This window comes from Frankia sp. CcWB2 (assembly GCF_977927585.1).
In genome coordinates this window covers 9877-23534 of record NZ_CDWRCM010000043.1, presented here as the reverse complement: position 1 = coordinate 23534, position 13658 = coordinate 9877, and the positions used below count along the sequence as shown (strand labels likewise).

The 13658-nt window shown below is 70.3% G+C and carries 18 protein-coding genes; 11 read left to right on the top strand and 7 right to left on the bottom strand.

What is annotated here, in order from left to right; genetic code table 11:
- Positions 1–757: ATP synthase beta subunit C-terminal domain-containing protein (locus tag ACY45C_RS07005; RefSeq protein ID WP_462186822.1), on the top strand; the 757-nt coding region annotated here is incomplete at its 5' end.
- The gene (locus tag ACY45C_RS07000; RefSeq protein ID WP_011438082.1) at positions 757–1014 is read left to right on the top strand and encodes a F0F1 ATP synthase subunit epsilon; all 258 of its coding nucleotides are present in this window, start codon (positions 757–759) and stop codon (positions 1012–1014) included. The genes ACY45C_RS07005 and ACY45C_RS07000, both read left to right, overlap by 1 nt.
- A 113-nt stretch (positions 1015–1127) precedes the next feature.
- On the opposite strand, the gene ACY45C_RS06995 is transcribed toward ACY45C_RS07000, so the two are convergent.
- The 4 genes from ACY45C_RS06995 to ACY45C_RS06980 form a co-directional block, all read right to left on the bottom strand.
- Positions 1128–1304: a type II toxin-antitoxin system PemK/MazF family toxin gene (locus ACY45C_RS06995; protein ID WP_462186824.1), complete on the bottom strand. Its 177-nt coding sequence runs from the start codon at positions 1302–1304 to the stop codon at positions 1128–1130.
- A complete protein-coding gene (locus ACY45C_RS06990) occupies positions 1229–1468 on the bottom strand; it encodes a type II toxin-antitoxin system PemK/MazF family toxin (RefSeq protein WP_462186821.1) in 240 nt (79 codons plus the stop codon). Before ACY45C_RS06990 ends, ACY45C_RS06995 begins: the two co-directional genes overlap by 76 nt.
- Entirely contained in the window at positions 1465–1686 is a 222-nt protein-coding gene (locus ACY45C_RS06985; RefSeq protein WP_462186820.1) for a hypothetical protein, read from the bottom strand. The genes ACY45C_RS06990 and ACY45C_RS06985 overlap by 4 nt, the downstream gene beginning before the upstream one ends.
- A 76-nt stretch (positions 1687–1762) precedes the next feature.
- Entirely contained in the window at positions 1763–2335 is a 573-nt protein-coding gene (locus ACY45C_RS06980; RefSeq protein WP_462186819.1) for a cob(I)yrinic acid a,c-diamide adenosyltransferase, read from the bottom strand.
- Between the two features lie 243 nt (positions 2336–2578).
- Between ACY45C_RS06980 and murA the strand changes: the two genes are divergently transcribed.
- A complete protein-coding gene (murA, locus tag ACY45C_RS06975; protein WP_462186818.1) occupies positions 2579–3853 on the top strand; it encodes a UDP-N-acetylglucosamine 1-carboxyvinyltransferase in 1275 nt (424 codons plus the stop codon).
- A gap of 99 nt (positions 3854–3952) precedes the next feature.
- Here the strand turns inward: murA and ACY45C_RS06970 are convergent, their stop codons facing one another.
- A complete protein-coding gene (locus tag ACY45C_RS06970) occupies positions 3953–4339 on the bottom strand; it encodes a hypothetical protein (protein WP_462186817.1) in 387 nt (128 codons plus the stop codon).
- Between the two features lie 316 nt (positions 4340–4655).
- Between ACY45C_RS06970 and ACY45C_RS06965 the strand changes: the two genes are divergently transcribed.
- The 6 genes from ACY45C_RS06965 (at position 4656) to ACY45C_RS06940 (ending at position 9757) form a co-directional block, all read left to right on the top strand.
- Positions 4656–5021 carry an STAS domain-containing protein gene (locus tag ACY45C_RS06965; protein ID WP_462186816.1) on the top strand — a complete coding sequence of 122 codons (366 nt, stop codon included), beginning with the start codon at positions 4656–4658 and terminating at the stop codon, positions 5019–5021.
- A 240-nt stretch (positions 5022–5261) separates the two neighbouring features.
- Complete coding sequence (locus ACY45C_RS06960) at positions 5262–5897, top strand: hypothetical protein (RefSeq protein WP_462186815.1); 636 nt, start codon at positions 5262–5264, stop codon at positions 5895–5897.
- An 84-nt stretch (positions 5898–5981) separates the two neighbouring features.
- The gene (gene nucS / locus ACY45C_RS06955; protein ID WP_462186814.1) at positions 5982–6644 is read left to right on the top strand and encodes an endonuclease NucS; all 663 of its coding nucleotides are present in this window, start codon (positions 5982–5984) and stop codon (positions 6642–6644) included.
- A 226-nt stretch (positions 6645–6870) separates the two neighbouring features.
- Positions 6871–8718, top strand: a complete 1848-nt coding sequence (locus ACY45C_RS06950) for a 3-hydroxyacyl-CoA dehydrogenase family protein (protein WP_462186813.1) — start codon at positions 6871–6873, stop codon at positions 8716–8718.
- Positions 8719–8822: 104 nt separating this feature from the next.
- Entirely contained in the window at positions 8823–9458 is a 636-nt protein-coding gene (locus tag ACY45C_RS06945) for a YkvA family protein (protein ID WP_462186812.1), read from the top strand.
- Positions 9455–9757: a hypothetical protein gene (locus ACY45C_RS06940; protein ID WP_462186811.1), complete on the top strand. Its 303-nt coding sequence runs from the start codon at positions 9455–9457 to the stop codon at positions 9755–9757. Before ACY45C_RS06945 ends, ACY45C_RS06940 begins: the two co-directional genes overlap by 4 nt.
- A 29-nt stretch (positions 9758–9786) precedes the next feature.
- Here ACY45C_RS06940 and ACY45C_RS06935 read toward each other — a convergent pair whose 3' ends face one another.
- Both ACY45C_RS06935 and ccrA read right to left on the bottom strand, forming a co-directional pair.
- Positions 9787–10503, bottom strand: a complete 717-nt coding sequence (locus ACY45C_RS06935) for a sugar-binding protein (protein WP_462186810.1) — start codon at positions 10501–10503, stop codon at positions 9787–9789.
- 72 nt (positions 10504–10575) lie between these two features.
- Entirely contained in the window at positions 10576–11925 is a 1350-nt protein-coding gene (gene ccrA, locus ACY45C_RS06930; protein ID WP_462186809.1) for a crotonyl-CoA carboxylase/reductase, read from the bottom strand.
- Between the two features lie 173 nt (positions 11926–12098).
- Between ccrA and ACY45C_RS06925 the strand changes: the two genes are divergently transcribed.
- Together ACY45C_RS06925 and ACY45C_RS06920 are read left to right on the top strand one after the other, a co-directional pair.
- A complete protein-coding gene (locus ACY45C_RS06925; protein ID WP_462186808.1) occupies positions 12099–12656 on the top strand; it encodes a SigE family RNA polymerase sigma factor in 558 nt (185 codons plus the stop codon).
- Entirely contained in the window at positions 12653–13645 is a 993-nt protein-coding gene (locus ACY45C_RS06920) for an FG-GAP repeat domain-containing protein (RefSeq protein ID WP_462186807.1), read from the top strand. The genes ACY45C_RS06925 and ACY45C_RS06920 overlap by 4 nt, the downstream gene beginning before the upstream one ends.
- Positions 13646–13658: the final 13 nt, after the last annotated feature.

The following is a 13658-nucleotide window of genomic DNA, read 5'->3' as shown; positions in this document are numbered from 1 at the left end:
ACACCGTCTAATTCGTCGGCAGCGTCAGATGTGTATAAGAGACAGCACGATGGCCGAGTACTTCCGGGACGTCCAGAAGCAGGACGTGCTGCTGTTCATCGACAACATCTTCCGGTTCACCCAGGCCGGATCCGAGGTCTCCACGCTGCTCGGCCGGATGCCCAGCGCCGTCGGTTACCAGCCGACGCTGGCCGACGAGATGGGTGTGCTCCAGGAGCGCATCACCTCCACCCGGGGCCACTCGATCACTTCGCTGCAGGCCATCTACGTGCCCGCGGACGACCTGACCGACCCGGCGCCGGCGACGACGTTCACCCACCTCGACGCCACCACCGTGCTCGACCGGGCCATCTCCGACCTGGGTATCTACCCGGCGGTGAGCCCGCTCGACTCCAACTCCCGGATCCTGGACGCGCGCTATCTCGGGCAGGAGCACTACGACACGGCCCGTGAGGTGCAGCGGATTCTGCAGCGATACAAGGACCTGCAGGACATCATCGCCATCCTCGGTATCGATGAGCTCTCCGAAGAGGACAAGATCCTCGTCAACCGGGCGCGGCGGATCCAGCGGTTCCTGTCGCAGCCGTTCTTCGTGGCCGAGCAGTTCACCGGCATCCCCGGCAAGTTCGTCCCGCTCGACGAGACGATCGACTCGTTCAAGCGGCTCACCCAGGGCGACTTCGACCACCTGCCGGAGCAGGCGTTCTTCATGTGCGGTGGCATCGAGGACGCGGAGAAGAACGCGGAGAACCTGTAATGCCGATCCGGGTGGCGATTGTCTCGCCCGAGCAGGAGGTGTGGTCCGGCGACGCCGACATGGTCGTCGCCCGGACCACCGACGGTGATCTCGGCGTGCTGCCCGGCCATGTGCCGCTGCTGGGTCTGCTGGCGCCGGGCGGGACGGTCCGGGTCAAGACCGGTGGCCGGGAGATCTCAGCCTCGGTGGACGGCGGCTTCATCTCGGTGACACACCAGGGTGTCAGCATCCTTGCCGAGACCGCGAAGCTGACCTGAGTTTCCTGCGGCCAAGGGCGAGTTCCCCGCATCGGGGGACGCGCCTTTCGCGTCACGTCACAGGTCCGCGACAGGCTCTACCTACCTAACAGGCTCTACCTACCTAACAGGCTCTACCTACCTAACAGAAACTGCAGGGCCTCGGTCATCCGCAGCAGATGATCGGGACCCACGACGCCGGGCCGGCGACCGAAGCGATGCTGGGACACCGATTTCACGTCCTCGACCTTTGCGTAGCTTGTCTCGCGCAGACCGGTGCCGCCGGGCGCGAGCTCGACGTGGGAGGGCAGCCCGCGGCGGGTTCTGGTGACGGGTACGACGATGGACAGTCCGACCGGCTGCGGTTGAGCCGGTCGGCGGACACGACCACCGCCGGACGACACAACCCCTGCTCGTGGCCGATCGGCTCACCGAAGTCGACCAGCCATACCTCGCCGCGGCGAGGTGAGATCACTCCAGGCCGTCCCGCAGCGCCCCCGCCTCGGCGGATCGCTCGGCACCGAGCTCGTCCCAGGCGAGCGGGTCGGCCGCGAGGCGGTCGTACCCCTCCTCGAAGCCGCGCCAGAACAGCTCGCGCTCGTAGGCCTCGACGGCCTCGTCGATGATCGTCTGCATCTGCTGGCCGGTGGTCGCGGCCATGGCCGCGACCCGTTGCCGCGTCCTGTCACTCACGCGCACCGTGGTACTCATGATCGTCAGTCTACAATTCGGTTGACTGACTTGTCGACCCTCGGGTATCGAGCGGGTCTCAGGCGTGCGCCCCGGGGCGCCAGAGCACGTCCCCCTCAGGGTTCGCCACCCGGGCGAGGATGAACAGCAGATCCGACAGTCGGTTGAGATAGCGGGCCGGCAGCGGGCCGGTGCGGTCCGGCTCGGCCTCGAGGAGGGCCCAGATGGACCGTTCCGCCCGGCGGACGACCGTGCGGGCGACATGCAGCAGCGCAGCCCCGGGAGTCCCTCCCGGAAGAATGAAGGAGGCCAGCTTCGGCAGGCCGGCGTTGAAACGGTCGCACGCCTCCTCGAGCCGTTCCACGTAGGCCTCGGTGATCCGCAGGGGTGGGTAGGCCGGCGCCGGGTCGACCGGGGTGCACAGATCCGCGCCGACGTCGAAGAGGTCGTTCTGGATCTGGCCGAGCACCGCCCGCAGCTCGTCGGGAAGCCCGCCGAGGGCAAGTGCCACGCCGATCGCGGCGTTCGCCTCATCTACGTCGGCATAGGCAGCCAGCCGCGGATCGGTCTTCGCCACCCGCGACATGTCGCCCAGCGCCGTCGTACCGTCATCCCCGGTGCGGGTGTAGATCCGAGTCAGGTGCACTGCCATGGGGACCACTCTAGGCAGTCGTTGACCGCGCGGCCCGGGTTGTCAGATCCGGGCGTAGAGCGCGGTCGCGTCGTCGGGGACTAGGCCGAAGGGACGAGCGGCTCGAGCCGTTTATCCGCACCCACGACGGGGTGTCCGTCCTCCCGTCCGACGCAGCGAAATGAGGCGACCGCGCAGGGTTGCGCCGGTTGGTCCGGCGGGTGGCGGTGAAGATCTTCAGGCCAGGACCTAGCATCGAGGTTCGTGGAGCGCTTCGTTGTGACAGGCGGTACCCGGCTGGCCGGCGAGGTCGCCGTCCCGGGCGCGAAGAACTCGGTGTTGAAGCTGATGGCCGCGAGCCTGCTGGCCGCGGGCCGGACGATGCTGTCCGCCGTTCCCGACATCTTGGACGTGTCGGTGATGTCCAAGGTACTGGCGGGGCTCGGTGCGACCGTCGAGCGGGACGCCGCCGGCGGGCGGCTGAGCATTGAGGTTCCCCAGGCTCCGGGCATCGCGGCCGATGGTGAACTGGTGCGGCAGATCAGGGCGTCGGTGGCGGTGCTCGGTCCGCTGGTCGCCCGCCGCGGGGAGGCGCGGGTCGCCCTGCCCGGTGGAGACGCGATCGGATCGCGCGCGCTCGACATTCATGTCAACGGCCTGACCAAACTCGGTGCGCTGGTCGACGTCGAGTCCGGAGTCCTCGTCGCCCGCTGCTCCGGCCGGCTGCAGGGAGCCTCGATCTGGCTCGACTTCCCCAGCGTGGGCGCCACCGAGAACCTGTTGATGGCCGGGGTTCTCGCCAAGGGGACGACGGTGATCGACAATGCCGCCCAGGAACCCGAGATCGCCGACCTGTGCGCGATGCTGACGGCGATGGGCGGGCGCATCGACGGCGCGGGATCGTCGACACTGATCATCGACGGGGTCGACCACCTCACCCCGGTGGAACACCGGACGGTGCCGGACCGCATCGTTGCCGGCACGTACGCCATCGGCGCCCTGATGACCGGCGGCGACGTGCTAATCCGGCACGGTCAGGCTGCTCATCTCGGCATCGTCCTGGAGAAGTTGGTGCAGGCCGGTGCCGAGGTCGACGTCCGGGACGACGGATTCCGGGTCGTCGGACGGGGACGGCCCCGGTCGATCGACGTGGTGACGCTGCCGTACCCCGGCTTTCCGACCGATCTGCTGCCGCAGATCATCGCGTTGGAGTCGGTCAGCCGGGGTACCTCCCTGATCACCGAGAACGTCTTCGACAGCCGGTTCGTCTTCTGCCGCGAGCTGCACAAACTCGGCGCCGACCTGCGTACGGACGGCCACCACGTCATCGTCCGGCCAACCCCGCGGCTGTCCGGCACCCGGGTGACGGCCTCCGACGTGCGGGCCGGCGCGGGTCTCGTGCTCGCCGGCCTGGTTGCGGACGGCGTCACCGAGGTAGGCGACGTCCACCACATCGACCGGGGATACGCCCGGTTTGTCGAGAACATGACGGACCTCGGCGCCAACATCCGCCGGGTCTCCGACCGCGCCGTAGCCTGATTTCACCAGTCTCGACCTGATTTCACCAGTCTCGACCTGATTTCACCGGCCTCGGCCTGATCCCACCGGCCTCGTGATCCGCCGGCCCGGCCGGCGGGGTCAGGTGGGCGGCTGGCGCGAGCCGAGCAGGTTCACGAGGGCACGGGCGGCTCGGTTCGCGTCCGTGCCGAACACGAGTACGTGGCGGCGGTCCCGCGGCCGGGCGATGATATTCCCGGCGGCGTCGATGCGGATCGGACCGGCCGGTGCCGTGACCCAGGTCGAGCGGATGCCCCGCGCCCACAGCGCCGCGCGGAGCCGAGTGATCTCGGCGGGGGTGTCCACGGTGACCACCGGGACGAGCAGACCGAAGTCGTGGCCGGGGACGGAACCGGCAGGCCGCGGCCGTGCCGGAGCATGAGCCCAGCGCCCGATCGCCATCAGCAGGCCGACGGCCAGCAGCGCGATCAGCGGCTCGAGGAGAAACGCCCCGGCCGTTCCGGTCATCCCGCACCTCCGATCGTGCCGCTCTTCGACGCCACCTTGCATCGTCCCAGACATCCTCGCGGCGGACATGGATTCGGGCCGCGACACCTCCACGGAATCCGACAGAGGAAACATCACCCGCCGACTGCTGCCACCATCGAGGTAACCGGCCCGACCTCCCTGTGGCCGAACGGCGACAGTCCGATGGAGACGAGGGGGTATGTCGCGGTCCGCCCTGGGCGAGCCGCACCTGAGTGCTACCCGCGATCGGCGCGGATAGCTGGTAGCAACGGCGTCACGACAGAGGGGGCGTCGGACGGCCGGGACGGGAGATCACATGAACATCGGCGTGAACGTGGTGAGTCTGGAGTGCTCCGGGGACACGCGGGCCGGCTGCGCGCAGACGGCCCGCGTGGTTGGCCGGGTGGATGTACGGACGGTGGGGACACTACGCTCCCTGCTGCACGCGGCGATCGACAATGGGAGCGGGCCGCTGCGCGTCGACGTCGCGGGCCTGGAGCTCGGCGATCATGCCGCGCTGGGGGTGCTGCTCGGCATCGCTCGCCGAGCCCGTGCCGCGGGCCGTTCGATGGTGCTGGTCGATGTGCCGAGCTCGCTTGAACGCCTGCTCGTGGCGGACCGGCTGGGTGGGTTGCTGCGGTTCGAGGAGGCCGCCGACCTGGTCCACGTCGGCCACGCCTGAGCGGGCTGCCCGGGCGGCTCATCCGTTCGACCGCCCGCCAGGCCCGTCAGGAAGGGCTCCGTCCCGATCGGGACGGAGCCCGGAGCGGAACGAACCAGGGTGGCTGCGCACCGTCATCTCAGGCGCGCCCGTGCGCCGGGCGGACACGCGATGCGGCATGCTTGCCGGGTACCTGCTGATCGGGTACTGCTTTCGGGTGACGGGCCCGGCTCTTGGCAGGGTGTGATGCCGGACGGAGGCGTGCAGGACGTGGAGGTGCCCGCGCGGGTGAATGCCGTTGGCGATCGGAGTGCGCGATCCGCCGGGCTGGCCGGGGTGCGCGAGTACCGGTCGGTCCTGGTCCCGGTGGCGTTCGTGGTCGCGGTCCTGCTCGGCGTGGCCATCGGCTACGTGACCGCGGACCGGCAGTCCGCCACCGTGCATGCGCCTCAGACCGCCACCTCGCCCGCCCCGGAGCTGACCCCCGCGTTGCGGACCGCCCCGTGGGAGGGTGCGCGCCGACCAGGCACGGCCCATCAGATGCGGGTCCTCGACGAGCCTGATCCGGATGCCCTGCGGCTCGCGCTGTCGTGGACGGTCGCCGACTCCATCAAGGCGGCCGGGGGCGCTTCCACCATCTCCGCCCGGCAGGTGACGATCGTGAACGGGATGTACTTCGGCGCCGTCGAGGGCGTTGACGCGGCGCACGACGAGTACTGGGCGATCGGTCGCATCGAGGTCCAGGGGCCGGCCACGCCGCCGGTCGACCCGCACGTGTGGCGGCGGACCGGCGCTGGGCCCTGGACGATTGTCCGCAACGGCCCGCGGGCCTGTGACGTGCTTCCGCGCGCTCTGATCACCCTGTGGAAGGTCTCCCCGCCGCCCTGCACCGGGTGACCTGCACCGCCATGGTCTCCGGGGCACCCTCGACGTCGTACGGTCGGTCTGTGCCCTCGACAACGGCCGCGATAGCGTGACGTCATGCGGCTCGTCATCGCTCGCTGCAGCGTGGACTACGTCGGTCGGCTCACCGCACATCTGCCGAGCGCCGTCCGGTTGGTACTCGTCAAGGCGGACGGATCCGTCTCGATCCACGCCGACGGGCGGGCGTACAAGCCGCTCAACTGGATGAGCCCCCCGTGCGTCATCGCCGAGGCGGACGGGGTCTGGCGGGTCACCAACCGCGCGGCCGAGCAGCTCGTCATCACCCTCGAACAGGTGCTGCACGATTCCACGCACGACCTCGGCGTCGACCCCGGTCTGCGCAAGGACGGGGTGGAGGCGCATCTGCAGGTGCTGCTCGCCGACCGGCCCGACGCGATCGCGCCCGGACTCACCCTGGTGCGCCGCGAGTACGAGACCGGCATCGGGCCGGTCGACCTGCTGTGCCGCGGCGCGGACGGCTCAACGGTCGCCGTCGAGATCAAACGCAGGGGTGAGATCGACGGGGTGGAGCAGCTGACCCGGTACCTTGTCCGCCTGGAGGCCGACCCGGCGTTGCCGCATCCCGTGCGCGGCATTCTCGCGGCGCAGTCCATCACCCCGCAGGCTCGGCTGCTAGCGGCCGACCGGGGGCTGGGCTGCGCCATCGTCGACTATGACGAGCTGCGGGGCCTCGAACCGTCCATTCCGACGCTTTTCTGAAAGCGATTCCGCCGAACCCGCCCGGTCCGCCGAACCTGCGACGGCCGCCCGGCCGGCGTCCCCGGCCGGCGGCCGGTCCGTTCCCGCAGTGCGATCATGGGCCGGCGTCTCGAGAATATGGGAGGATCGCGGCGTTCGCCGTCTGACACCGCCCGGCCCGCGACGCCTACCTGTCGCCCGGGGCCCGTGTGCCGAAGTAGATGTGCCGAAGTAGAGGAGCCTGGGCATGATCGAGAGGCCCGCATCGGGAACCGGGCCGGCCGCGAACCCGGAGAAAAAGCCGGAGAACAGCCGGGACGACGCTGTGAGACACCGCCGGGTCGGGGTGGTGGGGCTCGGCACCATGGGCGCGGGCATCGCCGAGGTGCTGGCGAAGGCCGGTCTGGAGGTCGTCGGCATCGCGCGTGACGCCGACGCGCTCGCCCGCAGCCGGGCCCGGGTCGAGCACTCCCTCGACCGCGCGGGCCGCCACGGCAAGATCGACGACGCGACCAGGGAGGCCGTACTGGCCCGCCTGCGTCTCGGCACCGAGCTCGCGGCGGTCGCCGACTGCGAGCTGGTGATCGAGGCGATCGACGAGCGGATGAGCGCCAAACAGGCGCTTTTCGCCCGACTCGACGAGATCTGCCCCCCGACCACCGTCTTCCTGACGAACACCAGCTCCCTGTCGGTGACGGAACTCGCGGCGGGCACCGCCCGCCCGGAACGGGTGCTCGGCACCCACTGGTTCAATCCGGCGCCGGTGATGCGCCTGGTGGAGGTCGTGCGCACGGTCGTCACCGACCCGACCGTGCTGGCCGGGGTCATCGGCCTGGTCAACGACGTGGGGAAGACCGCGGTCGTCGCGGAGGACCGGGCGGGCTTCATCGTCAATGCGCTGCTGTTCGGGTATCTCAACAACGCCGTGCGCATGCTCGAGGCCCGGTACGCGGCCCGGGAGGACATCGACGCGGCCATGCGGCTCGGATGCGGGCATCCGATGGGCCCGCTCGCCCTGCTCGATCTGATCGGTCTGGACGCCGCCCACGAGATCCTCAACTCGATGTACCGGCAGTCCCGTGACCACCTGCACGCTCCGGCACCGCTGCTGAGCCAGCTCGTGCGCGCGGGCCTGCTGGGCCGCAAGAGCGGTCGTGGTTTCTACACCTACGCGGCACCGGACTCCTCCGAGGTGGTCGACGCGGTCGATCCGCTCGCCGACCGCCCGAGGCGGGGCCGCCCGGTGCGCTCGGTCGGCGTCGTGGGGAGCGGCACGATGGCGGGTGGCATCGCGGAGGTGCTGGCCCGGTCCGGGCACGACGTCCTCCTGCGGGCCCGGAGCGAGCGCACCCTCGCCGCCACCCTCGTGAAGATCGAGTCGTCGTTGTCGGCGTCGGTGGCCAGGGGGCGGCTGTCCGACGCCGACCGGCTGGCGGCCCTGGCTCGGGTGCGCGGCACGACCGATCTGGGTGAGCTCGGCCGCTGCGACCTGCTGCTCGAGGCGGTGGTGGAGGACCTGGCGGTGAAGCGGGAGCTGTTCGCCGACCTGGACAAGATCGCGGCGCCCGGCGCCGTGCTGGCGACTACCACGTCCTCGTTGCCGGTCATCGAATGCGCCACGGCCACCAGCCGGCCGCAGGACGTCATCGGTATGCACTGGTTCAACCCGGCCCCGGCGATGAAGCTGATCGAGGTGGTGCCCACGGTGCTCACCGGCGATGACGTGACAGCCACGGTCCTGGCGCTGTCCCGAGTGGCCGGGCGGCATCCGGTGCTCTGCGCCGACCGGGCGGGGTTCATCGTCAACGCGCTGCTGTTCCCCTATCTCAACGACGCGGTGAAGATGCTCCAGGCGCACTACGCGACGATCGAGGACGTCGACACGGCGATGACGGTCGGTTGCGGCCATCCGCTGGGCCCCTTCGCGCTCGCCGACGTGGTCGGCCTCGACGTCACGCTCGCGATCACGCGTTCGTTGTACGCGCAGTTCCGCGAGCCCGGCTACGCCCCGGCACCCCTGCTCGAACAGCTGGTTCGGGCCGGGTTCCTGGGACGCAAGACCGGCCGGGGGTTCCTCGACCATCCGCCGCGCTGAGCTCACCCGCCGCGCTGAGCACAAGATCGCTTCTGTCCGCGCGGACTAAGATGTCGACGGTCGGCGGGAAATCCCGATTCGCGCGGGAGGAGGCTGGAGCGGCGATGGTCGTGCTCGACAGGGACGCCATGCGAGCGTTCGGTCGGGAGGTCACGATGTTCCTTCCCGATCTGGTCCAGCTGCTGCGGCGGGTCGTCGCCGATCCGCGGGTCCCGCAGTCCGCGAAGGTGGAGGCCGCCGCGGCGCTCGCGTACCTCGTGTCGCCGAAGAACCGGCTGACCAACGCGATTCCGGTGGTGGGTCAGCTCGACGACGTCGCGGTCATCGCGTTCGCCTTCCGGCGGCTGGCTGTCGGAGCCGGGGAGCCGATCCTGCGTGAGCACTGGCGTGGCAGCGATCGCGGCTTCCAGCTGCTCATCAGTGCGTCGTCCGCCCTGGCGAGTCCGGCGGGGGCCGTGCGCAAGGCCAAGCTCGCCCGCTCGCTCGTGATGGCCGGCTTCGAGCGGGTCGGCGGGCGGGTGCGGTGGACGGGCGAGAGGTTCGGGGCGGGGACGGGCGGGCGTGCGACGGCCTCCTCGGCCGGGCCGGCGGTGGATGACCGGCATCGGATCGTTGACGGCGAGGTGGTGGACCGGGGCGAGTGGGTCGCGGGCCCGCCGGCCGGCGATACCCGGGGTTCGGGTTCCCGCACCCGGCGGGATCGGTTCCGGGCATCGGGCAGACCCGCTCGCGGGCGGTGACGAGGAAGGCACGCCGGCGCCGGGCCCGGCCGTCGGATGCGCAGCGCGGGCACCCGGTCTGTTGGTGGACGCCGGATCCGGTCGTCGTCCTGCGGGACGGCGAGTGGGTGGTGCGACCGACGAGTGGCGCGGCGACCACCAAGGTCTACCGGTGTCCCGGTTGTGATTATGAGATCACTCCGGGCACCGCCCACGTGGTGGTCTGGCCGCCCGAGCGGATCGAGGACCGTCGACACTGGCACCGGCCATGTTGGGAACGCCGGTGCCGAGCGGCCCGGCCGCGCGTCCGTGATGGCTGACCCCACGGGACGACGGCCTCCCGTGCGGGCTAGACCCCGCGGGAGTTCGCTGCCGCGGGCAACGCGTTCGGCTCGCTGCCGAGCGCCTTACGCTCCTCGGGCGGCGGTGCCTCGATGGAGGCGATCGACGCGGAGGCGGCGGTCAGCTTGTCGCGCAGCGCGCCCAGCTGGGCCGTCACCTGGTCACGCAGGGTGGCAAGTTGCGAGGTCACCTGCTCGCGCTGGCGCGCGAGGTCGGCCAGCCGACGCTTCGAGTCGTCCTCGGCCTGCGCGGCCGTGGCCCGAGCGACCTCGACGATCCGTTCGGCCTCCGCGCGGGCCGTCGAGGCGATGGCCGCGGCCTGCTCGTCGGCGTCGCGCAGGGTCTTCTCCCGGGTCTGCTCGGCCTCGGTGACGATCCGGCGGGCCTCCTCGAGCTGGGCGTCGGCCTCCCGGGTGCGTTCAGCCCGAACGGTGGCAGCCTCCTCCTCGGCGAGCTGGAGGATCTGGGTAACGCGGCCACCGAACTCCTCCCAGGCGGGACGGTTGGCGGCCAGATCGTCGCATACCCGGGCCGCCTCGGTCGCCGCCTCCGACGCGGCCGCCTCCGCCGCCGCCCGGTGCGCCTCGGCCTCGCGTAGCTGCTCGACGAGCCAGTTCACGTGATGGGTGACCTGATTGGGGTCGTAGCCACGGCGCACCAGATCAAAGGCGGGGGGCCCGTCGGTCTCGCCGGCCATTGGGATGAGATCGGTGTGTTCGGTCATAGGACCTCAGCATCTCAGACGGTCAATGTGAGCGTGAGGGGAGCCGGCTGTCGGCCTGGCCGATTTCCGGGTTTATACGCCGCGGAACCGGTTGATTGCGGTCAGGTGGCGGGAGTGGAGTGCCTCGTCGCGGACACCCAGCCCCTCAGCCGGGGCGAGACACAGCACGCCCACCTTCCCCTGGTGGACGTTGCGGTGCACGTCGTAGGCGGCCTGCCCCGTTTCGGTGAGCGGGTAGACCCGGGACAGGGTCGGATGGATCATCCCGCGCATGATGAGCCGGTTGGCTTCCCAGGCCTCCCGGTAGTTGGCGAAGTGCGAGCCGACGATGCGCTTGAGGTTCATCCACAGGTACCGGTTGTCGTACTCGTGCTGGAAACCGCTGGTGGAGGCGCAGGTGGCGATGGTTCCGCCGCGGCGGGTCACATAGACGGAGGCGCCGAAGGTCTCCCGGCCCGGGTGTTCGAGGACGATGTCGGGGTCGTCGCCGCCGGTGAGCTCGCGGATGCGCTTGCCGAACCGCTGCCATTCCTGGGGGTTCTGGGTGTGTTCGTCGCTCCAGAACCGATAGGCCTCGGCGGCGCGGTCGATGATCAGTTCGGCGCCGAGGGAGCGGCATATGTCGGCTTTTTCCGGCGAGGAGACGATGCAGACCGGGATGGCCCCGCCACGCAGCACGAGCTGGGTGGCGTAGGAGCCCAGGCCCCCGGACGCGCCCCAGACGAGAACGACGTCGCCCTGTTTCATGTTCGCGCCGTTGACCGAGACCAGTTGGCGGTACGCAGTCGAGTTGACCAGACCGGGTGCGGCCGCCTCCTCCCAGGTCAGGTGCGCGGGTTTCGGCATGAGCTGGTTGGTCTTGACCAGGGCGAGCTCGGCGAGTCCACCAAAGTTCGTCTCAAATCCCCAGATTCGTTGCTCGGGATCCAGCATCGTGTCGTTGTGGCCGTCGGGACGTTCGAGTTCCACGGACAGACAGTGGGCGACGACCTCGTCCCCGGGGGACCAGGCCTGTACGCCGGGCCCTGTCCGTAGCACAACTCCGGCCAGATCCGAGCCGACGACGTGGTAAGGCTGGTCGTGACGGGATGCAAGCGGAGAGGTTCGGCCGTATCGCTCGAGGAAGTTGAAGGTGGGGATCGGCTCGAAGATCGACGTCCAGACCGTGTTGTAGTTCACGGAAGAGGCCATGACCGCGACGAGGGCTTCGCCGGGACCGAGCTCCGGGGTCGGCACGTCGTCCACGTGCAGGGAGCGACGGGGGTCCTTGTCCCGGGACGGCACGCCCTCGAACATCCCGATTTCGTCCCGGCGCACGACCATGGCGCGGTAGGACTGGGGGACCGGGAGGGAAGCGAACTCCGCCCGCCGGGCGGGCGACGGAGGGCTCTGGGCAATGATCGCTTCGAGAATGTCCTTCACGGTCGGCCTCCGGTAGGACGCTGGTGCTGGTGGCGGATAGACGGCAGATGTTACCCATAGGTGGGAGGCGGGGTCGCGGGATGTGGAGGCTGTCTGTTTCGTGCGCGACGCGATAGAACTTTTGGGACAACTTCGAGTGCTCGGTACGCGTCCAACTGGGTGTGATCGCGCCCATGACTGTCGTGGAAGGGTGGCGGCCCGTGCCTGCACGGAGCGACGCCGCCCGTAGCGATGTCGCGCGGGACGCCGATGCCGCCCTGGCCGCGTTGTACGCCGAACACTATCGGTCATTAGTTCGTCTTGCAGCGTTACTACTTGACGACCTCGGCCTCTGCGAGGAGGTTGTGCAGGACGCCTACATCCGCGTCCACGCGGCCTGGGGACGGCTCCAGGACCGGGACAAGGCCTTGGCCTATCTCAGGCAGACCGTCGTCAACCTCGCACGTTCGACACTGCGTCGTCGACTCGTCGCTCTCAAACACGCTCCCAAGCCGATGCCCGACGCCGCGAGCGCCGAGGAGGGCGCCTACTCCCTCGTCGAACGGGCGGCGGTCATCCAGGCGTTGCGCGAGCTGCCCCGCCGGCAGCGGGAGGCGGTGGTGCTGCGGTACTACGCCGACATGTCCGAGGCGGACGCCGCGGCGGTGATGGGCTGCAGTGTCGGTTCCGTCAAGGCGTACACCTCCCGGGGGCTGTCGGCGTTGAGCGGCAAGCTGGAGGGCCTGCGGTGAGTGGTCTGGAACCGGAGGAGCTCGCCCGCCTGCTCACCGAGGCGGTGGAGCCCATCCGGCCCTCGCCGGACGCCTACCGGCAGATCCGTGCCGGGATCGACCGTCGGCGCCGGTGGCGTCTGCCGCTGATGACGGCGGGCGGGATGGTCATGGCGGCGATCATCGGGCTCGCCGTGGTGGCGCTGCGGCCCCCTCCGCCGAGCAACGAGCTCGTCGAGCCGGCCGTCCCGCCGCTCGTGACCGCACCCGTGACGGGGCCGAGCCGGACACCCGTCGCCTCCTCGACCGGCGGCACCGGCCGTTCCACCAGGGCCGGCGATGGGTCCGGAGGGGGAGCGGCGACCTGGTCGGCGACTACCTCGCCGACCGTCCTCCCGACCACCAGCGTGCCCTCCCCGCCCGTCACGGCCGGCCCGTCAGCCAGCCCGGCGACGGCGACCCAGGGCAGCCCCCAGCTGCCGACGGCCGTCGTGAAGCCGGCGGTGGCGGGCGACGTCGACGGCGACGGCCGTTCTGACCAGGTGCGGGCGACCGGGAGCAAACTCGAGGTCGTGTTCTCCCGGGACGGAACTGTCGGGCAGGTCGACCTGGGCGCGATCGTGGTGCCCCTGCACCACACGGTCGTCGACATCGACGCCAACGGGTTCGGCGAGATCCTGGTGCAGACCACGTCGAGGAGCGGGATGGACAACTACGCGCTGGTGCGCTACGCCAGCCTCGACACGCTGGCCCCCGTCCAGCTGCCGGCTCAGCTCACCCTCGCCGCCGGGGTCCAGGGCAACGTCGGCGCCGGGTTCCGCTGCATGGACCGGGCCCTGCGGATCAACAGCGGGACCTCGACCGACGGTTCGCTGTTCACCGTGGCCACGACCATCCTGGCGCTGACCCCGGAGGGCCTGGCCGCCCAGGACAGCCGGTCCGACCAGGTACGCCTGCCGGCGGACCCGGCCACCTCGCCATTCGTGGCAGCCTGCGGCCAGCTGTCCTGACGGTCCGCTTCTC